General features: G+C 73.5%; 20 protein-coding genes and 2 pseudogenes. 9 read left to right on the top strand and 13 right to left on the bottom strand.

Going from position 1 to position 24,592, the window contains the following annotated elements; all coding sequences use genetic code 11:
- Positions 1-2 precede the first annotated feature (2 nt).
- The gene (locus tag ACGFSC_RS19305; RefSeq protein WP_359907466.1) at positions 3-1,277 is read right to left on the bottom strand and encodes a cytochrome d ubiquinol oxidase subunit II; all 1,275 of its coding nucleotides are present in this window, start codon (positions 1,275-1,277) and stop codon (positions 3-5) included.
- Positions 1,270-2,640: a cytochrome ubiquinol oxidase subunit I gene (locus ACGFSC_RS19300; protein ID WP_359907469.1), complete on the bottom strand. Its 1,371-nt coding sequence runs from the start codon at positions 2,638-2,640 to the stop codon at positions 1,270-1,272. Before ACGFSC_RS19300 ends, ACGFSC_RS19305 begins: the two co-directional genes overlap by 8 nt.
- A 582-nt stretch (positions 2,641-3,222) precedes the next feature.
- Here ACGFSC_RS19300 and ACGFSC_RS19295 point away from each other — a divergent pair.
- Entirely contained in the window at positions 3,223-4,191 is a 969-nt protein-coding gene (locus tag ACGFSC_RS19295) for a hypothetical protein (RefSeq protein WP_359907472.1), read from the top strand.
- A gap of 145 nt (positions 4,192-4,336) precedes the next feature.
- On the opposite strand, the gene ACGFSC_RS19290 is transcribed toward ACGFSC_RS19295, so the two are convergent.
- The 3 genes from ACGFSC_RS19290 to ACGFSC_RS19280 form a co-directional block, all read right to left on the bottom strand.
- Positions 4,337-5,050: a YoaK family protein gene (locus ACGFSC_RS19290; RefSeq protein WP_359907474.1), complete on the bottom strand. Its 714-nt coding sequence runs from the start codon at positions 5,048-5,050 to the stop codon at positions 4,337-4,339.
- Between the two features lie 59 nt (positions 5,051-5,109).
- Positions 5,110-6,987 (bottom strand): amidohydrolase, encoded by a 1,878-nt coding sequence (locus ACGFSC_RS19285; protein WP_359907491.1) that lies wholly within the window; start codon positions 6,985-6,987, stop codon positions 5,110-5,112.
- A 73-nt stretch (positions 6,988-7,060) separates the two neighbouring features.
- The gene (locus ACGFSC_RS19280) at positions 7,061-7,234 is read right to left on the bottom strand and encodes a hypothetical protein (protein WP_359907494.1); all 174 of its coding nucleotides are present in this window, start codon (positions 7,232-7,234) and stop codon (positions 7,061-7,063) included.
- Between the two features lie 293 nt (positions 7,235-7,527).
- Between ACGFSC_RS19280 and ACGFSC_RS19275 the strand changes: the two genes are divergently transcribed.
- Complete coding sequence (locus tag ACGFSC_RS19275) at positions 7,528-8,190, top strand: hydrolase (protein ID WP_359907477.1); 663 nt, start codon at positions 7,528-7,530, stop codon at positions 8,188-8,190.
- Positions 8,191-8,222: 32 nt separating this feature from the next.
- Positions 8,223-8,705, top strand: coding sequence for a DoxX family protein (locus tag ACGFSC_RS19270; protein ID WP_359907480.1), 483 nt, complete (start codon positions 8,223-8,225; stop codon positions 8,703-8,705).
- Between the two features lie 164 nt (positions 8,706-8,869).
- On the opposite strand, the gene ACGFSC_RS19265 is transcribed toward ACGFSC_RS19270, so the two are convergent.
- From ACGFSC_RS19265 to ACGFSC_RS19250, 4 genes and pseudogenes are all read right to left on the bottom strand, one after another.
- On the bottom strand, positions 8,870-9,424 hold the full coding sequence (locus tag ACGFSC_RS19265; protein ID WP_359910340.1) for a DNA starvation/stationary phase protection protein: 555 nt from the start codon (positions 9,422-9,424) through the stop codon (positions 8,870-8,872).
- A 13-nt stretch (positions 9,425-9,437) separates the two neighbouring features.
- Positions 9,438-9,773 (bottom strand): annotated as a pseudogene (locus ACGFSC_RS19260) (alpha/beta hydrolase); the annotation flags it as partial.
- 27 nt (positions 9,774-9,800) lie between these two features.
- A complete protein-coding gene (locus ACGFSC_RS19255; protein ID WP_359910337.1) occupies positions 9,801-10,775 on the bottom strand; it encodes an alpha/beta hydrolase in 975 nt (324 codons plus the stop codon).
- A gap of 213 nt (positions 10,776-10,988) precedes the next feature.
- The gene (locus ACGFSC_RS19250) at positions 10,989-11,966 is read right to left on the bottom strand and encodes a helix-turn-helix domain-containing protein (protein WP_359910334.1); all 978 of its coding nucleotides are present in this window, start codon (positions 11,964-11,966) and stop codon (positions 10,989-10,991) included.
- A gap of 668 nt (positions 11,967-12,634) precedes the next feature.
- Between ACGFSC_RS19250 and ACGFSC_RS19245 the strand changes: the two genes are divergently transcribed.
- Complete coding sequence (locus ACGFSC_RS19245) at positions 12,635-13,558, top strand: glyoxalase (protein ID WP_359910331.1); 924 nt, start codon at positions 12,635-12,637, stop codon at positions 13,556-13,558.
- 70 nt (positions 13,559-13,628) lie between these two features.
- On the opposite strand, the gene ACGFSC_RS19240 is transcribed toward ACGFSC_RS19245, so the two are convergent.
- The 3 genes from ACGFSC_RS19240 to ACGFSC_RS19230 form a co-directional block, all read right to left on the bottom strand.
- Positions 13,629-14,627 (bottom strand): alpha/beta hydrolase, encoded by a 999-nt coding sequence (locus ACGFSC_RS19240; RefSeq protein ID WP_359910328.1) that lies wholly within the window; start codon positions 14,625-14,627, stop codon positions 13,629-13,631.
- 178 nt (positions 14,628-14,805) lie between these two features.
- The gene (locus tag ACGFSC_RS19235; protein WP_359910325.1) at positions 14,806-15,765 is read right to left on the bottom strand and encodes a helix-turn-helix domain-containing protein; all 960 of its coding nucleotides are present in this window, start codon (positions 15,763-15,765) and stop codon (positions 14,806-14,808) included.
- A 165-nt stretch (positions 15,766-15,930) separates the two neighbouring features.
- Entirely contained in the window at positions 15,931-18,657 is a 2,727-nt protein-coding gene (locus ACGFSC_RS19230) for a BREX system ATP-binding domain-containing protein (RefSeq protein WP_359910322.1), read from the bottom strand.
- A gap of 359 nt (positions 18,658-19,016) precedes the next feature.
- Between ACGFSC_RS19230 and ACGFSC_RS19225 the strand changes: the two genes are divergently transcribed.
- From ACGFSC_RS19225 to ACGFSC_RS19210, 4 genes are all read left to right on the top strand, one after another.
- Complete coding sequence (locus ACGFSC_RS19225) at positions 19,017-19,175, top strand: hypothetical protein (protein WP_359910319.1); 159 nt, start codon at positions 19,017-19,019, stop codon at positions 19,173-19,175.
- A gap of 112 nt (positions 19,176-19,287) precedes the next feature.
- On the top strand, positions 19,288-20,298 hold the full coding sequence (locus ACGFSC_RS19220) for a polyprenyl synthase (protein ID WP_359910316.1): 1,011 nt from the start codon (positions 19,288-19,290) through the stop codon (positions 20,296-20,298).
- On the top strand, positions 20,286-21,248 hold the full coding sequence (locus tag ACGFSC_RS19215) for a DUF2332 domain-containing protein (RefSeq protein ID WP_359910313.1): 963 nt from the start codon (positions 20,286-20,288) through the stop codon (positions 21,246-21,248). The genes ACGFSC_RS19220 and ACGFSC_RS19215 overlap by 13 nt, the downstream gene beginning before the upstream one ends.
- A gap of 63 nt (positions 21,249-21,311) precedes the next feature.
- A complete protein-coding gene (locus tag ACGFSC_RS19210) occupies positions 21,312-22,502 on the top strand; it encodes a cytochrome P450 (RefSeq protein ID WP_359910310.1) in 1,191 nt (396 codons plus the stop codon).
- A gap of 12 nt (positions 22,503-22,514) precedes the next feature.
- Here the strand turns inward: ACGFSC_RS19210 and ACGFSC_RS19205 are convergent.
- Positions 22,515-22,645: pseudogene (locus ACGFSC_RS19205) on the bottom strand (HD domain-containing protein); the annotation flags it as partial.
- A gap of 521 nt (positions 22,646-23,166) precedes the next feature.
- On the opposite strand from ACGFSC_RS19205, the gene ACGFSC_RS19200 reads away from it, so the two are divergent.
- Complete coding sequence (locus ACGFSC_RS19200; RefSeq protein ID WP_359910307.1) at positions 23,167-24,507, top strand: cytochrome P450; 1,341 nt, start codon at positions 23,167-23,169, stop codon at positions 24,505-24,507.
- Positions 24,508-24,592: the final 85 nt, after the last annotated feature.

The raw sequence follows: 24,592 nt of genomic DNA, 5'->3' as shown, positions 1-24,592 counted from the left end.
GCTCACGTCTCGGCCCGGGCGGGGTCCGTGTCGGCGGGGTCGAGATCGAAGACCCCGTCCCGCTGGTCACGCCGGTCGCTGACGATCCAGGCGATCAGAGCCGTCGCCGAGAGGAGGGCGATGCCCACGGGGTCGATCCAGGTGGCGACGCCGCCGAAGACGTCCTGGGACACGGCTGCCAGACCGATGCCGAGCACGGTGAGCAGCGCACGCCGGGCGACGACCACCAGGCGGCCCGGCTCGGGCCGGGCCCGGCGGGACTCCCCCGCGCGCACCCGGAGCGGGGCGAGCGGCGCCTCGGGAGCCTGTGTGAACTTGCCGCGGAAGGCCCACCAGGCGTACGCGTTGTAGGCGAACACCACCGGCATGCAGAGTCCCGCACCGACCACGAGGAAGGTCTGCGAGCCGTGCGGGCTGGATGCCTGGTGGAGGGTCAGCCCGGGCGGCACCACCACCGGAGCGGTCGCGGCCGCCAGCGCCAGCAGCCCGCAGGCCTGGGCCGCGACCACACCCGCGAAGGGCCGCCAGTCGGGTCGTCGCCCGAAACCGTGCCAGGCCACGGCCGCCGCGGCCAGCGCACCGGCGACCGCTGTCCAGTACAGCGTCGCGCGCACGGGCTCGTCGAACCCGAACTCCTGCGGATCGGCGGCCTCCAGGCCGAACCCGAGGATCAGCGCGGCCACGGTGGTGCCCACCAGCAGCGGGCGCCCGGCCCGGCCGGCCCGTTCGCGGGCGGCGCCTTCGGTCTTGTCCTGCAGCCAGGCGGTGCCGGCCAGCAGGTACAGCACCACCAGGCCGAGCGCGCACAGCACGCTGTAGGGGGTGAGCCAGTCGAAGGCGCCACCGCTGAACGACCCGCCGCGCTGCTCCAGTCCGGAGAGCACGCCGCCGAGCACCAGGCCCTGGCAGAGGGTCGCGACGAGGGAGGACGCGCCGAACAGCAGGGCCCAGCCGCGCCGGTAGCCGGCGGCGGCGCTCTGGAACTCCAGTCCCATGCCGCGCAGGATGATCGCGAGCAGCATGCCGATCAGCGGCAGGTAGACCCCTGGCAGCACGGTCGCGTAGACGCCGGGGAGTCCGGCCCACAGGGCGACGCCGGCCAGCACGAGCCAGCTCTCGTTGGCGTCCCAGGCAGTGGCGATCAGCTCGCCGTACTCGCGCCTGCTCTCCCCCTTGGCGAACAGGCTGAGCATGCCTACGCCCAGGTCGTAGCCGTCCAGGACGACGTACATGCCGAGCGAGAGCAGGACGAGGGCGTAGGTGGCGTACTCAAGCAACGGAGGTCTCCGTTCCGAGGGTGGTCGTCCCGGCGGCGTCCGCGGGCGCCTCGGGGCCTGCCTTGACCGTACGGACGATGTAGCGGACCCAGATGACCAGCAGGGCCGTGTAGAGGAGCACGAAGGCGGCCAGGGTGGTAGCGGCCTGCGCGGTGGTCAGGTGCGACAGCGCGTCGGAGGTGCGCAGCTTGCCGTAGACCACCCAGGGCTGGCGCCCGGTCTCGGCGGTGATCCAGCCACCGGTGATGGCGATGACGCCGGCCGGTGTCATCCAGACCATCCAGCGCAGGAAGCGGCGGGAGTCGAAGAGACGCCTGCGCAGGCGCAGCACCAGCCCCGCGAGGGCGGTGGCGAACATGGCCAGGGCGGTGAAGTACATGGCACGGAAGCCGTAGAAGGTGCTCCACATGTTGGGCCGCTGGTCGGGTGGGGTCTCCAGCAGGCCGGGGACCTCGGCCTTGCCGGTGAGGTCGTGGCCGATCACCGCGCCCAGGTGCGGGATCGTGATGCGCAGGTCGTTCCTGCCCTGGTCGGCGTCGGGGACGACGACCACGTTGTACCCGTTGTTGTCGGTGCGCCAGTTCCCCTCGAACGCCTGGAGTTTCGCGGGCTGGTGCTGCGCCATGAAGACGGCGGTGGCGTCCCCGACGTACAGCTGGACCGGCATCAGGACCGCGAGCACGCCGAGGGCGACGGACAGGCAGCGGCGGGCGAACGGCAGCGCGGCCCGGCGCCGCTTGACCAGGTACCAGGCGGAGATGCCGCCGACGAACCAGCTCGCGCTGATCAGCACGGCCAGCAGCATGTGCGGGAAGCGGTAGGTGAAGGCCGGGTTGAGCAGGACCTCGGCCCAGTCGCTCGGGTGGAACTGGCCGGCCGTCTCGGTGTAGCCGGCCGGGTCCTGCATCCAGCTGTTGGCGGACAGGATCCAGGTGGTGGACAACAGGGTGCCGAAGGCCACCATCCAGGAGGCGAGAGCCATGGTGCGCGGGCTGACCCGGCCTTCGCCGTAGAGCATGACGCCGATGAAGCCGGCCTCCAGGAAGAAGGCCGTGACGACCTCCATGCCGATGGTGACCCCGATGACGGGTCCGACCGCGTGGGCGAAGACGCCCCAGTTGAGGCCGAACTCGAAGGTCATCACGGTGCCCGCGACGACGCCGAGGCCGAAGCCGACCGCGAAGATCTTCTTCCAGAAGCGGAAGATCTGCTGGTAGAGCGGGTTGCCCGTACGCACGTACACGGTCTGCACAACGGCGAGCAGCACGGAGAGGCCGACCGTGAGGGCCGGGAAGGACATGTGGAAGATCGCCGTGATGGCGAACTGCCACCGGGACAGTTCTATGGCAGCCGGTGGGGCCATGAGGTCTCCGGAAGGTACGCGGAACGGACAGCGGTCAGGGACGCGGATGCTCCGCAGGTCGGTGTGTGCCGGATGGATCGCGCGTCCGGCTCCTCCGGCGGGAAGGGTGCGGCCGGCGGAGGGGGGCGGAGCCGGTCGCCCGGCCCGGGGTGATCCCGGGTGGGACGGCGAGGAAACCGGGCTCGGCGACCACGTCCACCGGCGCGTCATCAGACTAGGCAGCAGCGGCGGGCCGGCTTGCTCACCGGCGCACCGCCTACCCTCGGACAGTGCACCCGTGCGGGCACCCGGCCGCCGTGTTCCTCCCGGGGCCAGGTGGCGTGCGTTCTCGGACAAGTCACGCGGGCGGCCGCGCCCTAGGTTCCGGGAGGGAGTCCACTCCGGGCTCCTGGGCGTCGATCCTCGTTCCCGCGCCGATCGTCCGGCGCGCGGGCCGGCGTCGGTGTCGGCCGCTCGCCCTGCCGTCTGCGGCGCCGCAGCGCCCGACGCCGTCAGCGCCGCGCTCGTCACCTTCCCGGACGACCGGACGGAACGACGATCCGCCGCCCGCCCCGGTCCCTCCCAAGCCGAAAGGTCGGCATCATGCGCATCCGCTCCCTGTTCCGGATACCGGCGGTCATCCTCACCGCGGTGACCTCGACCGCCTTCGTCGGTCCCGCCCGGGCTTCGACTCCCCCGCTGTCCCTGCCGAGGGTGGTCGCCCATCTGGATCTCGCCCAGGGCCGGCAGCCGGAGAATCTCACCCTGCTGCCGGGCGGCCTCACGGCCGTGACCTTCGCCTTCTCCCGTCAGGTCGCCGAGATCGACTGCCACGGCAGGGTCCGTGTCATCGCCACCCTGCCCGCCCCCGCGCCGGGTGCGACCACCCCCGTCCTGCAGTCCCCGTTCCTCGGCGGCATCGTGTCCACGGACAGCGGCGTCCTCTACTTCCTCTACGCCACGGGGACGGCCGACCTCACCGGCGTGTGGCGGCTGTCCCCCGGCGGCGTCCCCGAGCGCATCGCCGCTCTGCCCGCCGACGGGCTGCCCAACGGCCTCGCCCTGGACGACCGCACCGGCGACCTGTTCGCCGCGGACTCCGTCCTGGGCACGGTCTGGCGCATCCCCGCTGACGGAGGCTCCGCCGTCCCGTGGGCCACCGGCGGCGCCCTGAACCCCAGCGGCTTCCTCGGCGCCAACGGCCTCAAGGTCCACAACGGGGCGGTCTGGGTCAGCAACCTCGACCAGGGCACCCTGCTGCGTTTCCCGATCCGGCCCGACGGTACCGCCGGCCCGGCGCAGGTCGCCGCCGCCGACCTGCCCGGCATCGACGACTTCGCCTTCACCGGGCACGGCAACCAGGTGCTGGCCGCTCTCAACGCCAGCAGCCAGGTCGTCCTGGTCGCCGCCGACGGAAAGCACACCGTCGTGCTCGACCACGGCGACGGGCTGGAGAACCCCACCTCGGTGGCCGTCCGCGGGGACCGGGTCTGGGTCGCCGACGCCGCCTACCTGACCCGACAGGACCCGAACCTCCTCACCGCCCGTCTGCGCGGGTCCGCCGCACGCTGATCCCGGCTGTTCGGTAGGCGACGACCGAGCGTGAACACCGTCCGCCCCGAGGGCGCACGGTCCGCGCGCGGGTCGCGTACCGGGAAGCGGCACTCCCGCCATCGCGGCCGCGATGGCGGGAGTGAGAATCCGATGGAGCGCCACCTCACTCCCGGTAGAGCAACACGGTGACGCCGGCCAGCACCGCGCTGGCCACCAGGGCCCAGGCGATCTGCCCGTGCAGCACCAGGACCGCGCCCGGTGCGGCGCCCGCCAGCATGGTGGCGACCGCGAGGATCCTGCGACGCTGGCGCGGCGCGGTGCCACCGGCCAGGTGGGAGTCGGCCGCCAGGCCCGTCAGGGTGAGGGTGAGCACGGTGGTGGTGAGGTCGGGTACGGCGAGGCCGCGCACGGTGCCGTTGCGGATGCCCATCGCCAGGGCCACCACGGCGATCACGGCGTACCGCACGGAGCCGTCCGTGCCCCAGGCGAAGGCGAGGGCGGCGGCCACGCCGTGCAGCGCGACCTCCAGGACCAGGGCCGTGCGCAGCCACCGGCCACGCCGCGGGGATGCCTGCCGCGCCACGAGGCGGCCGGCCAGGACCGCGCCGAGCAGGAACGCGGCGAGGGAGGTCAGTGAGCCCGCGACGGAGAACCCGGGGGCTCCGGCCAGGGCGAAGGCGATGACGACGACGTTACCGGTCATGTTCGCCGTGAAGACGTGGCCGAGGCCGAGGTAGCTCACGGCGTCGATCAGGCCGCTGACCGCGGTGAGGGCGAACAGGGCCAGCGCCAGCGGATGCCGGTCCTGGACCTGCGGCCCGGGAGGCGGCGGCTTCGGTCGGGCCGCGGCGCCGGGATCGTCTGCGGGCGTGGTCATGGGGGTCTCCTGCTTGAATTGACGCACTTCCAGAAAAAGGACTTTCGGAAGAAGGACTTTCAGAAGAAGCACGGGTCCAGTGGCGCCGAACCCCGACCGGGGAGGGCGAGACCGCGGGCTTCGCGCCAGGCGCGCTGCTCGTCGGAGGCCGCCGCGGCCGCCGCTACCCGCTCGGCCTGGTGGACGCCGGCCAGGCTGGGCGCGGGGGTGGCGTGATAGCCGCCGAACCGGGTGACCGGGCTCCACGACGGCGCCACCGCGGGCAGGTCGGGGGCCAGCCCCTGGTGCTCCTGGGCGCCGTGCACGATCCGTCCGCCGACCACGGTGAGGACGGACTCGATGTGCGGGATGTCCGGCTCGGGCACGGTGAAGTAGTCCGCACCGAGGATCGCGAGATCCGCGTAACTCCCCACCTTCAGCCGCCCCTTGACCTGCTCCTCGCCGGTGAGCCGGGCGCCGCCCAGGGTGTAGAGCTCCAGCGCCTGTTCCCGGCCGAGCCGGTTGTGGTCGGCGGCGAGCCGCCGTCCGCCGACCGCGCGGCCGGAGACCAGCCAGTGCAGGGCGACCCAGGGGTTGTAGGAGGAGACCCGGGTGGCGTCGGTGCCCGCCGCGACGGTGAGGCCTCGGCTCAGCATGGCGCGCAGCGGCGGCGCCTCGGCCGCCGCCGGGGCGCCGTAGCGGGCGACGAACGCCTCGCCCTGGAAGGAGAGACGGTTCTGCACGGAAACGGCGCCGCCCAGGGCCGCGATCCGGTCGAGGGTGTCCGGGCTCACCGTCTCCGCGTGGTCGAAGAGCCAGCGGTTGCCGTGCGGGAAGAGGCCGTCGGCTGCGAGCTTCTCGAAGACGGCGAGGTCGCGGCGGATGGTCTCGTCGTAGGTGGCGTGCAACCGGAAGCCCCACCCGTTCTCCATCAGCAGCCGGACGGCCTTCTCGAACTCCGTCTCGTAGGAGCCGAGTTGCGGCCGGGGCTCGGCGAAGTTCTCGAAGTCGGCGGCAGCCCAGGTGAGGTTCTCCCCGGCGCCGTTGAGACGCAGCCAGGCGTCGCCGTCACCGGGGCGCACCGTGCCGACCCAGCGGGTGAGGTCGTCCAGTTCCTGCCCTGCGGTCTGCGGGAAGAGGTGGTAGGCGATCCGCAGCGTCAACTGCCCCTGACGGGCCAGCTCCATGACGGTGGCGTAATTCTCCGGGAAGCTCTGGAAGCCGCCGGCGGCGTCGATCGCGGAGGTGAGGCCGAAGCGGTTCAGCTCTCGCAGGAAGTGCCGGGTGGAGCCGGCCCGGTCGGCCTCGTCCAGCGTCGGCGCCTTGGCCAGCGTGGAGTAGAGCAGGAGCGCACCGGGCGCGGCGATCAGCAGGCCGGTCGGTTCACCGGCGTGTCCGCGGACGATCTGGCCGCCGACCGGGTCCGGGGTGTCCCGGGTGAAGCCGGCGGCGCGCAGCGCGGCGCGGTTGAGCAGCGCCGACTGGTAGAGGTGCAGCACGAAGACGGGGGTGTCGGGCGCCGCGGCGTTGAGCTCTTCCAGGGTGGGCAGCCGCCGTTCGGCGAACTGGTCCGCGGACCAGCCGCCCACCACTCGCACCCACTGGCCGGGCGGGGTGCGCTCGGCCTGGACCCGGAGCATGGCCAGTGCCTGACGCAGCGTCGGTACGCCGTCCCAGCGCAGCTCCAGCACGTAGTTGAGACCGCCCCGGATGACGTGCAGGTGCGCGTCGTTGAGCCCTGGGACGGCCCGGCGACCGAGCGCGTCGACGACCCGGGTGTCCGGGCCGACCAGCGCGGCGACGTCCGCGTCGTCACCGACCGCGCTGATCAGTCCGTCCCGGACGGCCACGGCGGTCGCCCGGGGCCGGTGCGGGTCGTTGGTGTACACCTTGGCGTTGCGGATGACCAGGTCGGCGGGCTGGTCCGGGGTGCCGGGGCGGATCCCGGCAACAGGCATGCTGGACAACGGAGTTCCCCTTCGGGCGGTGGCTGCTGGCGGGCTGGCGGTGGCGGTCGGGGTGCGCGCCGGGTCAGCGGGGATCGAGCGCGGCGGGCGGCAGGGTGAACCGCGGCACCGAACTGTCGGCGGGCCGCGGCGCGGGCGCGATGGCCGGGCTCGCCCTGATCCGCTCGCGCCCGGACGGGGACCGCCCCGTGGTGGGGTCGACGGTCGCCTCGCCGAGGCCGGAGATCCCGAACTGCAAGAGGTGCCGCCTTCCCACTGGCAGAGCGGCCCGGTTGGGGCCGCCCCGGCGAACCTAAGCAGCCTGCGGTGTCCGGAGTGCCTCCGCAGCGCACCGTCGGTTGCCCCGCAGTGCACGGCGCATGCCACCGCCCCGGGGCGTGCCGTCGGTGCAGTGTCGGAACAGCACCGGGCACGCGGCGAGCAGCCGCGTCGGGCCGACGCGCACTAGCGTCGAAAGCATGGCGCCCCGCCGATCCGGCAGGTGTCCGACGCTCCGTCAACTTCCGTAGTTCTCAAGGAGAGAGAAGAACAATGGTCGACTTCACCAAGGTCCACGCCACCCCGAGCCCCGATCTGCTCACCCCGGACAACGCGATGATGCTGTTCGTCGACCACCAGCCGCAGATGTTCTTCGGCACCGGCAGCGGCGACCGCACCGCCGTCATCAACTCGACCGTCGGCCTGGCGAAGGCCGCGAGGATATTCGACGTGCCGGTGGTGCTCTCCACCGTGGCGGCGAAGTCCTTCTCCGGACCGATCCTCCCGCAGTTGCAGGCGGTCTTCCCCGAGCAGGAGGCCATCGACCGGACCAGCATGAACGCCTGGGAGGACGAGGCCCTGGTCGAGGCGGTCAAGGCGACCGGCCGCAGCAAGATCATCCTGTCGGGCCTGTGGACCGAGGTCTGCCTGGTCCTGCCGGCGCTGTCGGCGCTGGAGCAGGGCTACGAGGTGTACGTGGTCGCGGACGCCTCCGGAGGCGTGAGCCCGCGGGCACACGAGCACGCCCTGCAGCGGATGACCGCGGCCGGGGCCGTACCGGTCACCTGGGTCCAGGTGCTGCTGGAGCTCCAGCGCGACTGGGCCCGGACCGAGACCTACGTCGCGGTGACGGACCTGGTCAAGGAGCACGGCGGTGCCTACGGCCTGGGTGTCGTCTACGCCCAGGCCATGATCGACCCGCACGCCGCCGGCTGACGGACCGCGACCGAATCCGACCGGAGTCCACAATGAACACGGGCCTTCTCCTGCTGCGGGTGGTCGCCGGCCTGCTGATCGCGGGTCACGGCGTCCAGAAGGTCAGCTTCCTCCTCGGCGGCAACGGACTGGCGGGCGGCACCGCCGAGTTCCGGGGCGACGGCTTCCGCGGCGGGAGGCTCACGGCGCTCGCCGCGGGCGGCACCCAGCTCGGGGCCGGGCTGCTGCTGGCGCTCGGCCTGCTCACGCCGCTGGCCGGCGCGGGTGCCATGGGAGTGATGACCGTCGCCCTCACCGTCAAGTGGCCGCACGGGCTGTGGGTGCAGCACGACGGGTACGAGTACCCGCTCGTGCTGATCGTCATCGGCGCGGCGCTGGCCGCCACCGGCCCCGGCCGGTGGTCGATCGACGGTGCCCTCGGCCTGGCGAACTGGCCGCTGTGGTGGCTGCCGGTGGCCGTGGTCGCCGGCGTGGGCGGCGGCCTGGCCACGCGGCTCGCCCTGCACCGACCCTGAGACATCCGCAACCCCGACCGCGGTTTCGTCGTCGGTGGGCTCGGGCCCCGAGGCTCTCCTCGGGGCCCGAGGCTCTCCTCGGGGCCCGAGCGAACCCGTCCGGTTCCCGCCTCCGGCGGGGAGCGCTGGGCGGGGCCCGTCCCCGGACGGGCCCCGCCCGCTGGTCACGCCCCGGCCTGGGGGGTGACCACGAGGTGCTCGGCGAGGAACCAGACCTGGGCCTCGCCAGTGCGGATGACCTGGGAGACCAGGAGGTCCTGGGTTCCGTCGTCGCCGAGCTGCGCGGTGCGGGTGGCCGCGTCGCGGGCCTCGGCGAGGATGGTCTCGTGGGCTTCGAGGAGCCGTGAGAGCATCGCCCGCACGTCCTCGACCCCGTCCGGCGGACGCGGCACGCCGGTGATCTGCGCGGCGTGGCGGGGATCGCCCACCGCGACACCGCCCAGGCTCTGCACCCGTTCGGCGAGCACGTCGACCAGGGCCAGCTGCTCCTGGGCGTGCTTGTCGAAGAGCAGGTGCAGCTGGTAGAAGGTCGGGCCGCGCATGCCCCAGTGGTGCTTCTTGTACAGCGCGTACAGGAACTGGGTGTCGGCGAGGATGCGGTTGAGCCGCTGGCACGAGTACAGCCGGGCGTCGTGGGACAGCGCGATCGGCAGCTGCGTGACGGTGCCGAAGGTCTGGATCTCGGGGCTGTGCTGGTGGAGGCGCGGTTGGCTGGTCATGGGGTTCTCCTGGTCAGTTGGTGACGGAGCGGACAGCGGCGCGGATCAGGTCGGCGACCGGCTTGGGCTGGGCGAGCATGACCAGGTGCGAGGAGTCGACCTCGACGGTGGTCATCCCGGCACGCTGGTAGCCGAACCGTTCGACCGCGGGGTTGACGGTCCGGTCGGCGGAGGAGACGAGCCCCCAGGACGGCTTGCCCTCCAGCGGGAACGGCGTGTACACCAGCGCCGAGGCGGGCTCGGAGTCGGGGAAGCGGCCCTGCAGCTCCCCCAGGCTCTCCCCCTCCTCCAGTGCGTAGCCCGCCAGGTACACCAGTGCCTTGACGTTCTCCTCCGCGCCGGCTCCGGTGCGGAGGGGGTGGTGGCGGCGGGCTGGTCAGCCCTGGTGAAGCGCCTCACGCAGCGTCTCGACCGCGAGGGTGATGGCGCCCTGCGCGGACTTCGAGGGACGCAGCGCGTCGAGCATCACGAAGTCGTGGATGGTGCCGAGGAACCGGACGGCGGTGACCGGAACGCCGGCCTGACGCAGCTTCACGGCGTACGCCTCGCCCTCGTCGCGCAGCACATCGGCCTCACCGGTGATGACCAGCGCCGGCGGCAGCCCCTGGAGCTGCTCCACGGTGGCGCGCAGCGGGGAGGCGGTGATCTCGGCGCGCTGGGCGGGGTCGGCGGTGTACTGGTCCCAGAACCACTGCATGCCGTCGCGGCGCAGGAAGTAGCCGGTGGCGAACCGGTGGTAGGAGTCGGTGTCGAAGGCGGCGTCGGTCACCGGGTAGAACAGCACCTGCTGCACCAGCACGACGTCGCCGCGCTCCTTGGCCATGAGCGTGAGCGCCGCGCTCATGTTGCCGCCCACGGAGTCGCCGGCGACGGCGAACCGGGACGCGTCCAGGTCCTTGGTGTGCCCGTCGGTCACGACCCAGCGGGCGACGGTGTAGTTCTGCTCGATGGCGACCGGGTAGCGGGCCTCGGGCGACAGGTCGTACTCCGGGAAGACGACGGCGGCCTCCGCGCCGACGGCCAGCTCGCGCACCAGGCGGTCGTGGGTGCGGGCGTTGCCGAACACCCAGCCCGCGCCGTGGAGGTAGAGGACGACGGGGAGCGGGCCGGTGGCCCCGGCGGGGCGCACGATGCGGGCCCGGACCCGGCCGGTCGGGCCGCCGGCCACCTCGATCCACTCCTCGTCGATCTCCGGCTTGGCGATCTCGCCGGACTGCACCTCGTCGACTGCCTCGCGGCCCTTGGCCGGGCCCAGGTCGAACAGGTAGGGCGGGTTCGCCGTGGCCTCGGCGAAGGCCTGGGCCTCGGGCTCCAGGGTCGGCCCGGCGCCGGCTGCGTTCTGCTCGGACATGGTGGTCACCTCTCGGTTTCGTCGTCCTGGTGGTGGTCATCAGGCTAGGAATGCGCGGGCGGGACGCGTGTCCCGAGGGCGCACGCCCTCCTGTCGGTCCGCGCACCCCTCGCCGCGCCCGGCCGGTGACCTGGCGTGGGCCGCTGTTCACGGCAGCTTCAGGTGCCGGCGGCGGCGCTCCGTGGTACGGACCGGGACCCGAGTCGCACCACCTCAGGCACCCACGGCGGAGAGCTGCTCGACCGACCTGCCGCCGACCTGCCAGTCGCGGGGCGTCATGCCGTACGCGGCACGGAAGGCACGACTGAAGTGACTGGAGTTGACGAAGCCCCAGCGCCTCGCGATGCCCGCCACTCCCAGCTCCCCGGCCATCGGCCGGAGCAGGTCCCGGCGGCAGCGCTCCAACCGCTGCGCCCTGATCCACCCGCCGACCGTGACGCCCTCCGGCTGGAACAACTTGTGGAGGAAGCGGACCGACATGAAATTCGCCGCCGCGATCCCGGCCGGCGACAGGTCCGGGTCGTAGAGGTTCCGCACGATGTGGTCCTTGACGCGCTCCAGCGAGGCCGCGTTCCGTGGAGTCCGCGCACGAGCGCACCCGCATCGCTCGTCGACGAGCAGCGCCACCAGATCGAGCGCGGTGGCCGCGGCCCGGCGGCCGACGGCCTCGTCCAACCCGTCTGCCTCGCGCGCCATCCGGGCCAGATAGGTCGCCGCCAGCGCGGCGCCGCCCTCGCTGGCGGTGAAGGCCGTCGCGGTCAGCGCCCGCAGGTCCCGCTCCGACACGTCCAGCTCCGCGCGAGGGAACTGGAAGGAGGTGAAGGCGAATCCCTCCTCGATCTTCTTGCGGAACAGGCGGGACGAATCGGTGATGGAGAACTCACCCGGCCTGATCAGAGCTTCCCGGCCGTCCTGCTCCTTGAGCGCGCTGCCACGCTCCTGCAGGCTCACGATGAGGAACCGCCGGTCGTCCTTGGCGATCATGTGCTTACCGCGCGACACCACCTGTGGCCCCGCCTGGACGCGGGAGATCCGCACCGGGCCGAGCTGACGGCTGACGATCGTTCCAGGCGACGGCTCCGCCTCCAGGAGGTTCACCGTCATCGGCACGAAGGCGTGGGACACCGCTTCGTGCCAGCGCTCCGCCCGGTCGGCGGAGGACAACGGTGTCGTGGAGAGTACGGTGTGCATGGTTCCTCCCAGATCGATGGACCGCCGGAGCCGACATGTGAACCCCCGCCCCGCGGCCGCAAGGTCCGCAGAGTGGTCCGCACGGCCGGCAGCCGATGCCGTGCCGACCGGGCCGGCTCCGGGCCGACTGGCCCGGCATGAGGGTTCATCGAGGAGGGGATGGGCCACCACAACTCGTGAACGAACCCGGCGGGTTGCCCGCCGTGGTGACTGATCACTGCCCTGCCCGTCCTGTCTCGGCGGGCCGTGCAGGACCGCCCGTCCGCGCCTGAGCGGCCCGACGCGTACGAGACGCCGAGGCTAGCCGCCGGGATGCGGTGTGGTGCACTCTGCGCGTATCCGCTGTTGACTCTCAGTGCACCGCCGCCGACCCCGCCGCCGCCGGCGTTGACCGGGCCCGGTCGCTGTGAAGGCGACGTCCGGGAGACCTGCCCGGCGACCGCCACTGCGCTCCCGACAAAGAGCCGGTGCACTGACGGAAAGCTTCCCCGGTTTCGTCCGCGTAGCGTGAGAGCCGATCCGGAACGCACGACGCGGTATCGGACGGTCCGTCAAAACTCCTTGGACACAGCACTCCTGAGCCCGACCATGCGAGCCTGCACACGATTGCCGCGCCCGTCGTCCGGCACAGCGGGCGCCCGGCACGAACGACGACCAGGAGGTCCCCCATGATGCAGGGCTTCACCCGACGGCTGGTTCCGTTGGTGGCGGCGATGGCCGCGCTGACGGCGCTCCCCACCGCTTCGGTGGCCCAGAGCGCCCCGACCGGTCCGCCGGGCCCGTCCCGCCCGCTCGCCGTCGGCGAGCAGTACGACTCCACCCACGTGTACGTCGCGCCGGGTACGGAGCAGGCCTTCGTGACGAGTTGGGTGGCCACCTTCGGGGGCACCACGATCGGGCCGGTCTCCACCCAGGTGACCCCGACGCCCAGCCGGACGCAGTCCGAGCTGGTGCTGTCGCCGGTCGGCACGCTGTCGGTCTTCGACTACACCACGCCCGTCCCCTACCCGTTCGGCACCGAGCGCACCGGCTGGCTCGTCACTGACCTCGCCCGGGCGGTCCGGACCGCCCGGGCCGACGGTGCCGCGGTGACCGTGACACCGTTCGACGATCCGATCGGCCGGGACGCCGTCATCCAGTTCCCCGGCGGGATCAGCGCCCAGCTCTACGTGCACACCACGCCGCCGTCGTACCCGGCCCTGGCCAGCATTCCGGAGAACCGGCTCTACCTGTCCCCGGACGCGGTCGGCGCCTTCCTGCGGAGCTACCTCTCCTTCACCGGGGGCCGGATCGTCTCCGACGACCGGCGGGCCGACGGCGCCGGGATCGGCCTTCCCGGGACGGCGTACCGACTCGTCCGCCTCACCTCCGGCTTCGGCGCCACCGCGGTCATGGTGACGGACGGCCACCTGCCCTCCCCGTTCGGCCGGGAGCTCACCGGCTACCGCGTGCCCGACCTCGACGCGACTCTGAACCGGGCCAAGGACGCCGGCGCTTCGGTGCTGTGGGGGCCGGTCACGGCGAGCGGCCGGGTGAGCGCGATGGTGCAGTTCCCGGGCGGCTACATCGCGGAGGTCCACGCCGACCGGTGACGGGACGCCGGATGACGCGCCATCACCGGTCGGGCCGCCGGTGGGAGGCCGGGCGCCGCGTCGCCCGGCCTCAGCAGGAACCGCGGTGCAGGGCCACGTGCACGGTGTCGACGGCCTGGATCAGCGCGGCCCGGGCGGTGCCGGTGGGATGGAGCCCGTCGAGGAGGAGGAAGCCGTGCACAGCACCTTGGTAGCGCGTCGCCACCACGGGGACGCCCGCCACCCGGAGCCTGGCGGCGTAGGCCTCGCCCTCGTCCCGCAGCACGTCGGCCTCGGCGGTGACCACGAGCGCCGGGGGAAGCCCGGCGAGCTGGTCCAGGGTGGCCCGCAGCGGCGCGGCGGCGGCCTCCCGCCGCCGGTGCGCCTCGGGCAGGTAGTCGTCCCAGAACCGGCGCATGTGGTCGCGGTGCAGGAAGTACCCCGTCGCGAACCGGAGGTAGGACGGGGTGTCGAAGTCCGCGTCGGTCACCGGGCACAGCAGCACCTGGTGCACCAGCCGTACGTCCCCGCGCTGCCGGGCGAGCAACGTCAGGGCAGCCACGAGATTGCCCCCCGCGGAGTCGCCGACGGCGGCGATCCGGTGTCCCGCCAGGCCGATCTCGTGGCCGTGCGCGTGGATCCAACGGGCCACGGCGTAGCACTGCTCGACGGCCACCGGATAGCGGGCCGCGGGCGCCCGGGCGTAGTCCACGTACACCACGGCGGCGTCGGTTCCCAGGGCGAACTCCCGGATCAGCCGACCGTAGGCGGCGGCGTCGCCGAGCGACCAGCCGAGGCCGGGCAGGAACAGCACCACGGGGCTCGGCTCGGCGGCGCCGACAGGCCTGATCACCTGGACGTGCACCCGCCCGGTCGGCCCGCAGGGCAGCGCGAGCCACTCCGACGTGGTGCCGTACGGATCGTCCGGCTCCCTGCCGGCCGACGCGGCGACGTCCCACGCCTCGTCCGCGGCGAGGAGGGAGAGGTCCGGGAACTCCGTCGCCGCCTTGCCGGCAGATGCGTCCAGGAATTCCTGGAGCGCCCGGTCGAGCACCGGTCGTCGGCCGTGCGCGGGGGTGGTGTCGGACAACTCTTCACTCCTGGCGTGATCGGATGGGCACTACGACGCGTGGCGCGCACCCGCTGCACGCCGGGCGGAATGCCGGACGCACCGTCCCACGCCGCGCACACGCCGCTCGACCGTACGGCCGGGACGGCGGCCGTGGTGTCCTGTCCGTGCACGGATTACGGCCGCGGCGGGCATTTCGTCAACCGGCGTCGGCGGTCCGCAGCGCGCGCCACTCGCGCGGCGAGACTCCGTAGGCGGCCCGGAAGGCCCGGCTGAAGTGCGCCGGGTTGACGAAGCCCCACCGCTGGGCGACCGCCGACACCGTCGGCGCGGTACGGCCGCGGCGGCCCAGCTCGCGGGCGCACGCGTCCAGCCGACGCCGCTGGATGAGCCGGCTCACCGTCACTCCCTCGCTCTCGAAGAGCCGGTGCAGGTACCGCACGGAGATGTGGTGGGCCCGCGCGATCGCCTCGGGCGACAGCTCCGTATCGCCCAGGTGGCGGTCGATGTGCTCCCGCACCCGGCGGACCAGGTGGTCGTTCGGAGTGCTGGGCCCGTCGGCCGTCCGCGCGGCGGTCAGCTGGGCGACGAGCGTGCTCAGCAGGTCGGAGACACTGCCGGCCAGCCGGTCACCGACCGGCGCCGAGTAGGAGTGCACGGACGCCGCGAGGGCGTTGAGGAAGGGCAGCAGCACCGATCCGCACCCCTCCGCCGGGGCGACGGCCGTCCCCGCCACCTGCTGCAGCTCGCGCTCCGGCACGTCCAGCGACCGGCGCGGCAGGTGGAACAGATGGGTGCGGAAGCTCTCCGGGTAGTCGACGGAGTACGGCCGTGCCGTGTCGTACAGGAAGAGCCCGCCTGCCGGCACCTCCGCCCGGCGTCCGTCCTGCTCCAGCACGGCCCGGCCCGACACCTGTACCCCGACCCCCACCTGCGGCTCGGTCCGCGGGTCCCGTGCGATCAGCGCCGCCGTACGGAAGACCCGCACCGCATCCGCGTCCAGCGTCGATACCCGGACGTACCCCAGCCGGTGCGACGCCAGGATCCCCTCGAACGGCCGACCGGCGAGCGGGACCACCTCCACCGGCACCAGCGTCCGCGACATCGCCCCGCTCCAGAACGCCGCCTTCTCGTCGTCCGGGACCGACGCGGTCGTCACCTGCAAGCCCACCTGACCGCCCTTTCGCCGAAACCCTGCGAAGTCAAGCCTGACCTGCGGGCCTGGAGGCCTGTTAGGTCATCTGACTGTCGGGCTGCGGCGGTACGCTGCGGGACCGGTCCGGTGCACGGGGAGCACAACGGGCCGACCCGGCGTCCCGGCGGCTCAGTCGGTACCGAGGGCGCGGGCGAGCGCGGCCCGCGAGGTGATGCCGAGCTTCGGGAAGACCTTGTAGAGGTGCGCACCGACGGTACGGGGCGACAGCTGGAGCCGTTGGCCGATCTCCTTGTTGCTCAGGCCGGTGGCGGCCAGCCGGGCGATCCGCAGCTCCTGGCCGGTCAGCGCGGCCGCATCCGGCGCCGCTCCACCCGGCGAGGGTGCCACCTGGTCGCCCGCGGCCCGCAGCTCCTCCTCGCACCGCTGCGCCCAGGGATCCGCCTGGAGGCGCCGGAACACGTGGTGCGCCGCGCGCAGCGACTCCCGGGCCCCGGGACGGTGGCGCCGTCGCAGCCACGAGCCGTGGGCGAGCCGCAGTCGGGCGAGGTCGAACACCCACTGCTCGGCACCCGGCACGGCGTACGCGGCACGGTAGGCGGCCTCGGCCTCGTCGTCCTCGGCGACCAGGGCGGTGGCGGCCGCCAGCAGGAAGGCGTGCCGGAAGGAGATCTCCGCGGAGCCCGCCGTCCGCCCCGCCGCGACGTGTGCCCGCGCCTCCTCACCCCGACCCGTGTACACGGCGGCCGTCGCCAGGTCGAAGACCAGCGTGTGGTGCCAGGGCGGTCCGCTGGGCAGCCGCCTGGGCGGGGCGATCTCGCAGAAGAGCGCGTACGCCTCCTCGTAGCGTCCGTGGGCCAGGGCGGCCAGGCCCCTCAGGTGGGTAAGCCGGTCGAGGACGAACCGCATCCGGGCGCGCGTGGCCGTCGGCCTGATGGCCCGTTCGACTTCCCCCAGCCCGGCCTCGTCGCCCCGCCCGGCCAGGAAGTGGGCGTAGTACTGGCGGAAGATCAGGGCGTTGGTGCGGTAGCCGAGATCGTCCGCGATCTCGGCTTCGCGCAGACAGCGGGCCGCCTGGTCCCAGTGTCCGAGCAGGAAGTCCTGGTGGCACTTGGCCTTCGCCACCGAGCCCTGGGTCGCGTAGCCGTGCAACCCGGTGAAGCGCTGCCACAGGTCGACCTCGGGGCAGTCGAGCGCCGAGGCGGTCCACAGCAGGAGCCAGGCCGCACCCGCCTCCTGCTCCTCGGTCAGGTCCGCGGCCACCGCCCGTAGCGCGGCGACCGCGTCCGGGCCCGGGTCGGTCCACGCGCGCAGGCACAGCCGGCCCGCCTCGGAGACGTTCTCCCGGTGCCGTTCCAGGGCCCGCCAGGCCCAGGGGTCGTCCGTGTAGGTGGCGGCCAGCAGCAGTTTGAAGTAGGCCTGATCCACCAGCCCGGCGAAGTCGTCGGCGCCCGGTGCGGTCAGCTCGTCGAGGGCCGCGGGCAGCAGGGCGGAGGAGGACTCGAACTCGACGTGGTGGCTCTGGTCGACGTAGACCACCGCGTACGCGAACAGCGGGGCGACGTCCTGCGGCACCGTGCTGGCCTTCAGTTCCCCCACCAGGGCGGCGGCGTGGCGCAGTTGCCCGCCGCGGGCGGACATCACCGCGGCCCAGGTGAGCCTGCGGGCGCGCTCGCAGGAGCTGGAGCTGAGGACGGCGGCGCGTTCGAGCAGCAGCGCCCCCTCCGCATCGCCACCGCGCCGGGCGAGGTCGCGGCCGGCCTCCTGCAGGCGGTGCGCGAGGTCCTCGTCGGGCAGCAGCGCGGCGGACGCCTCGTGGACCAGCCGCCGGGGGTCGTCCGGGGCGAGGGTTTCCGACAGGGCCCGGTGCGCCTCGCGACGGGCGGTGTCGGTGGCCGAGGAGACGACGGCGGTACGGACCAGGGGGTGGCGGAACACCAGCTGTCCGGAGGCGTCGAGCCGGGCCAGGCCGTCCGATTCGATCCGCTCCAGGATCCCCCGCGCGTTCTCGTCCGCGAGGGCGCGCAGCCACGCTCCGCTGCCGGCGTCCGGGCCGGTGGCCAGCGCGCCCAGCAGCAGGAGGCGGCCGACCTCGGGCGCCACCGTTCCCAGCCGTTCGGTGAACATCCGCTCCAGCTTCCGCCCCAGCGGCAGCCGTTCGGGCAGCGGAGCGGCCCCGCGCTGCTGGGCGGCCGCCAGCTGGCGCGGCAGCTCCACCAGTGCCAGCGGGTTGCCGGCCGCCTCGGTCAGCACGCGGTCCCTGGCGGGCGCCGCGAGTTCGGGGTAGCAGGTGCCCAGCAGCAGGGCCGCGTCCGTCCGCGGCAGGGCGGGCACGTCAACGGCTTCGGCCGACCAGGCCTGAGCGGCCGGTCTGCCCGGGCGGGTGGCACCGGCGATCACCACCGGCAGCTCGGCGCAGCGCCGGTGGAGGAAGGCGAAAACGGTCGCGCTGGAGGAGTCGATCCAGTGCAGGTCGTCCAGGAGCAGCAGCACGGGGGCGGTCCGCGCCGCCTCCTCCAGCAGCGCCAGCACGGCGGCACCGACGGCGAACCCGCTCGGAGTACCGGAACGGACACCGAGCGCGCTCTCCAGGGCCTCCTGCTGGTGGGCGGACAGGGCGCCGGAGCGCTGGAGCAGCAGCCAGAAGGCCTGGTGGAGCGCTCCGAACGCGAGGTCCGTCTCCGCCTCCGTACCGACCGCCCGCAGCACGGTGAACCCGCGCTCGCGCGCCGCGCGCTCCACCCAGGCCAGCAGCGTGCTCTTGCCGACGCCCGCCTCGCCGCGCAGCAGCACAGTGGACCCGCTCGCACCGTCCACCGCCTGGACCAGGGCCGCGGTCAGCAGTTCCGTCTCCCGCTGCCGCCCGACCAGGGCCGGGTACAGCCCGCCGTCCGCCACTCTCGCCCCCCTCGGGTCCGCCCGGCCCGCGCTCCGTGGGCACCCAAGGTTACCGCCCGCCGGGACCTCCAACCATGGCGCCTGCCGCGGCTCGGATCAGGGCGACGGGGCGGAGCCGGCCGGCCGCCGCCGAGCAGGCGCTGGTGCAGGCGGCGATCCGCGCCGTGCTCGGCGAACCGCATCGGCACGACGGGGAGTCGACCGGCCGTCACGTCTCATTCCCTCCTGGGACATCCCCCGTGCACTGCCGTACAACCGTCCGGACTCCCGCCTCCGTAGCGTCTCAGTCAGTCCCGGCCCCTGGCGCACCCGCAGTCGGCGGATGGCCGGCGGTCCACTTCCCTGAGAGGAGAACTGCGGTGTCGCAGAACATGCTTGAGGAGAACACCTTCGACGTGATCGAGGCGGCGGAGCGCCTGCTGGAGGGTGAGCAGCCCGCCGACCCGAGCGCGCCGTCGTCCTGCGCGGACCAGCGGATCGCCGCCGTGATGGGCGGCGGGTTCTACACCTACTGCTGATCGGTGCCCCTGCCCGCGCTCGCCCGGCACCTCCCTCGGGCGGGTGCGGGCCCTCCCCCGCACCGCAAATGGCCGCCGGAGCGCCGGCGGGCCCGACCCCAAGGACACATCGATGAGTCCCACCGAGATGGCCGAACCGCTGACGGTTCCGCCCGACTGGTTCGCGGCCGTGGGCGCGGAGATCGCCGTGGTGCTGGAGGATCTGCGCCGCGACCACCCCGGCCTGGCGGACGCGGTCGCCGGCCTGCTGGCGGCGGACGGCGGCGGCCGAAGCCCCTTCCGTCTCCTCGGCATGGCCGTCCTCGGGGCGATCACCGGCGAGCCCCGGCCGGCGGCGGCGGTGTGTGCGGTCTCCCGGCTGTGGTGGGCGGGGGCCGAAGCCCTCGACGACCTCGCCGACGGCCAGGGCCCGGCCGCGTCTTCGGGCAGGTCCGAGCTGGCACGCACCACCCTGGCAGCCGTGGCCTGCGGGAGCACACTGCCCCACTGGGTGGTCGACCGGCAGTCGACAGCCCCGGACATCCGCCTCGCCTGGGAACAGGAGCTGGTCCGCACCGCGCTGGACGCGTTGGAGGGCCAGCTGGCCGACATCGCCGAGCCGGCGGACAGTGCCGTGACGTGGCGGTCCGTGATGGTCTGCTACCGGGGCAAGAGCGGTGCCGCCTACGGCCGCGACGCGGTGTTGGCGGCCAGGCTCGCCACGGACCGACCGGAAGCACTGCGGTCCTGGCGGACCTTCGGCGAACTCTTCGGCGTCCTGCGACAGCTCGGCAACGACGGAGTCCCCAGCCCTGCACAGGAGTTCGAGGATCTGGCCAACGGCACCCGGACTCTCCTGCTGGCCCACGCCCTCGAAGCCGCGACACCGGCGCACCGGGAGCACCTGCTGGGGCTACGTGCCCGGGCCGGCACCGATCCGGGCGCCCGCGGGGAGCTGCGGACCGCGCTGCGGGATCCGTCCGTCCTCGACGGCTACGGGCGCCGGGTCGAGTCGCTGCGGCAGCACTGCTGCGCGGTGCTCGACCGGCTCGCTCCGCACGGCCCGTACCGGGAGCTGCTGCACGGCCTGGTCCACACCTCCGCCCGAACAGTGCCGAACAGAGTGTCCCCGTGCGCGAGTTGATCGACCGACCGGAGCTGCTGCGGTCGATGGCCGCACGGTCCGCCGGGGCCGCTCCCTTCGCCTCGGGGCTGCTCGCCAGGCTCGCCGACGACGTCGAGCACGGCGGGCCGGTGACCCGCCTGATCGGACGGCACCCGCAGGCCGGCACGCCCCTGTTCACCATCCGGGCGATGGCCGGGGTCCAGGGGCTGCTGACCGCCGGACGGCTTCCCCGACTGACCGCACACCTGGCCGAGTCGAGTGCGGCGGACGGACTCGAACCGCACGGCACCGACCGGTCGTGGGACCTCTTCGTCACAGCGATCGCCGACCACCCCGCCGAGATCACCACCGCCCTGGACAACCCGGTGCAGCAGCACGAGCCCGTCCGGGCCGCGACGCTGCTGCACGGACTCGCACTGGTGCGGGCCCCGCGGATCCGACTGCTCGAACTCGGCGCCTGCGCCGGACTCAACCTGCTGATCGACCGCTACCGGTGGTTCGGCCCCGGCTGGGAGTGGGGCGACCCCGCCTCACCGGTCCGGCTGCCCGCCCACGGTCCGGACCCCGGAAGCATCCGGATCGTGGCGCGCGCCGGCTGCGACCTGCGTCCCCGCGACCCTGCCGATCCGGCCGACGCGCGGACCGTACGGAGCTACCTGCCCTTCGAGCACACCTTCCTGCGAGCCGCCCTCGACGACGCGCTCGACCTCGCCGCCCGCGTCCCCGTCCGGGTGGAACAGGCGGACGCGGTCGGTTGGCTGCGGCGCGAGCTGGCGACGCCGCCCGATCCGTCCGTGCGCACGGTGGTCTGGCACAGCCTGTTCTGGGGTTTCCTCGCACCAGGCCAACAGGACGCCCTGGAACAGATCATGACCGACGCCGCCGCCACCGCACCGCTCACCCGCATCGCCTTCGAACCCCACGACTGGACGATGCCGCCACGGCTCCAGCTGATCCGGTACTCCTGAACCCCGGACGTCCACGACACGCCGTCAACCCAGTCGATCGCTCTCCACGTGAGGAATCCCGGCATGCTGCTCGGCGAGGCACTTCAGTACCTGGCGTCACCCGCCGGCCGCCAGGACCCCTGTCCCGCGTACGCCGCCCTCCGGTCCCACGGGCCGGTGGTGCGCCTGCGGCCGGGCTTCTACACGGCGACCGGGTACGACGCCGTCAACGCACTGCTGCGGGACCCGCGCCTGGAGGTCCGGGGCTGGCCGGACGGTGCCGCCGCACGCCTGATCGCGGACTCCATGATGAAGGCCAACGGGCCCGACCACGCCCGCGTCCGGCGGCTCGCCGCGGACGCCTTCTCGCCGCGTCGGACCGACCGGCTGAAGGAGGTCGTCTCGGCGCAAGCAGTGGTCCTCGCCGACCACCTGGCCCGGATCGGCCGCAACGGCGAGGCCGTGGACCTCATGGCCGAGTTCGCCTACCCGCTGACGATCCGGGTCATCGGCACGCTGCTCGGCGTCCCGGCCGACGAGCACCAGTGGTTGCGCGAGCGCGCCCAGGAGACGACCGCCGTCCTGGAACCGTTCCGGCCCGACGGCCCCGCCACCACGGCCGACCGTGCGGCCCTCGAACTGGAGGCGTACGTCACCGAGCTGACCCGGCTCCGGCGCACCGAACCCGGCGAGGACCTGATCACCGCGCTGGCGCCGGCACACGACCACGACAGCAGCGAACTGTCCGCCCGCGAACTCGTCGCGAACCTGGTGTTCCTGCTGCTGGCGGGCTTCGAAACCTCCGCCAACCTCCTCGGCAACGGCCTGGGCGTCCTGCTGGACCACCCCGGCCACGCCGCGCGGCTGCGGACCGACCCGGACCTGGCCGACCGGTACGTCGAAGAGGTGTCCCGCCTCGACGCTCCCCTGCAACTCACCAGCCGGTGGGCACCCGAGCCGATCGGGATCGACGGCATCGGCAGCATCGAGAAGGGCAGCCACATCCTTCTGCTCCTCGGGGCGGGAAACCACGATCCGGCGCACTTCACCGCCCCGGACCGGTTCGACCCGTTCCGGGACTCCCCGCCGTCGCTCTCCTTCGGCGCCGGCGCACACTACTGCCTCGGCTCGGCGCTGGCCCGTACGGAGGCGCGACTGGCACTCCCGCTGCTGCTGGAGCGCCTGCCCACCATGCGGCGCGCCGGCCCGGCAGTCCGCCGCGACCGCCTCACCTTCCGCGGCTACGCCAACCTCACCGTGTCCTTCCGGAACTGAACCGTCCCACCGGCCGACGTCATGGAGCACGGCGGCGGCTATACCAGCAGGCCGCCGTCCGGCCCGGCGACCGGGGCCAGTTGCGCGGCCTGTCGTGCCACCCCCTGAGAGTGCGCCCAACGTCTCGGCAGGGCGGCCGACAGCGCCCCGGGGCCGCGAGCAACGCCGAATCGCTGTCCAGATTCGGCCGATCACCCTGAGTGGCGGCCGGGCGATCGGCGCGGGCCACTGCCGCGCCGGCTCAGCAGCCGCGTCGACGGGTCAGGGCGAGGACGGCGCTGATGCCGGGTGAGACGTTCCGGGAATCGACCACGTCATCGTGGCCATGCCGGGCATTCAACGGCCCGGCGCGCTTTCGGCATTGAGCGAGGTCACCGGGGAGGTCGCGGACATTCCGCCGCAGGAACACTGAGCCGACCGCCGGCCCGGCCGGGAAGCCGGCGGTCGGCCCTCAGCGCGTCGCCCCCGGAGCCGGCGGATCGCGTCTCCCTCTGCGACAGCGCCCGGCCCGGGAGGGGACAGAGCCTCAGAAGGCCCGTGCGCCGGGCGGTCAGCCGTCGACGAGCGGCATTCAACGAGGCACACGCCCGGACCGTCGCCGAACGGCACCTGGACCGCCGCGCCGAACCGCCCCGCCGCCCGGTTGCGGACCTATGCTGATCCGGTGTCCTCGTCCGCGCGGAATCCCGCACCCACGACGTACTCCCATGCGACTCTGCCCGGGGCGCTGCCGGTGCTCGGGCACCTGCCCGCACTGGTGCGGGATCCGACGGGGTTCCTGGGGCGGCTGTCCCGGTACGGCGACCTGGTGGAGGTCCGGCTGGGACCGAACCGGATGGTGGTGCCCTGCCACCCGGAACTGCTGCGGCAGGTCTACGCGGACGACCGGACCTTCGACAAGGACGGAGCGGTCCACCAGCGCTTCCGCCGGGTCCTCGGCAACGGGCTGGCCACCTGTGCGCACGCCGACCATCGACGCCAACGGCGGCTGCTGCAGCCGGAGTTCCGGCCCGAGCGGCTGGCCGGGTACGCCACCGTGATGACCCGCGAGGCGGCGCAGCTGGCCGCCTCCTGGCGGGACGGCGAGGTGGTCGAGGTCTTTCCCGCGTGCTACCGGTTCACCCTGCGGGTGGTGGCGCGCAGCCTGTTGGGCACCGAGGCGCCGGACGCGCTGGCCGACCGTCTGCAGCACGCCTTCGAGACCGCGTTGGCCGGCGCGTTGCGGCGGGTGCTGATGCTGCCCGCGGGCCCCGGCCACCACGCGGCGGTGCGCACCCTGCGGCGGACGGTGGCCGAGCTCGTACGCGACCGCCGGGCCGACGGTACCGGGCACACCGATCTGCTGGCCGGGCTGCTGGCGGCCCGGGACGAGGACGGCTCCACGCTCTCCGACACCGAACTGCACGACCAGGTGGTCACGCTGCTCCTGGCCGGCTCGGAGACCACCGCCTCCCAACTCTCCTGGACACTGAGCCTGCTGACGACGCATCCGCAGGTGCTGGCCACCCTGCGGGCGGAACTCGACGCGGTGCTGCCGGGCGGCCGCCCGGCCGAGTGGGCCGACCTGCCGTTCCTGCCCCGCACGGCCCGGGTACTGACCGAGGCGCTGCGTCTCCATCCCCCCGGCTGGGTGCTGTTGCGCACCTGTACCCGCGAGACCGACCTGGGAGGGCGCACCCTGCCGCGTGGCAGCCAGGTGCTGCTCAGCTCCTACGTGGCCCACCACAACCCGTCGATCTTCGCGGAACCCGCCCGTTTCGATCCGGACCGCTGGCTGCCCGAGCGGGCCGCCGCTCTGCCGCGCTGGGCCTTCGCCGGCTTCGCCAACGGGCCGCGGCAGTGCGTCGGCGCCGACTACGCGCGCGCCGAGGCGGCGATCGCGCTGGCCACCGTGCTGGGCCGCTGGCAGCCGGTCGCGGCGCCCGGGCCGGCCGACGCCCGCCCCGTGCGGCTGGCCACGGTGCTGCGGCCGCACCGGCTGCGGCTGCGCATGCTCAGCCGGTAGTCGGCAACCAGTAGCCGGTAGCGGGTAGCCGACGGCAGCAGTCAGGGGCGGTCCTTCTCCCCCGGCAGCGTTCCGTACGGGTTCT

It is taken from the genome of Kitasatospora sp. NPDC048715 (genome assembly GCF_043198905.1).
Classification (GTDB): Bacteria; Actinomycetota; Actinomycetes; order Streptomycetales; family Streptomycetaceae; genus Kitasatospora; species Kitasatospora lactacystinica.
Note: the sequence above shows the minus strand (reverse complement) of the source record. Positions and strands in the feature narration are given on the sequence as shown.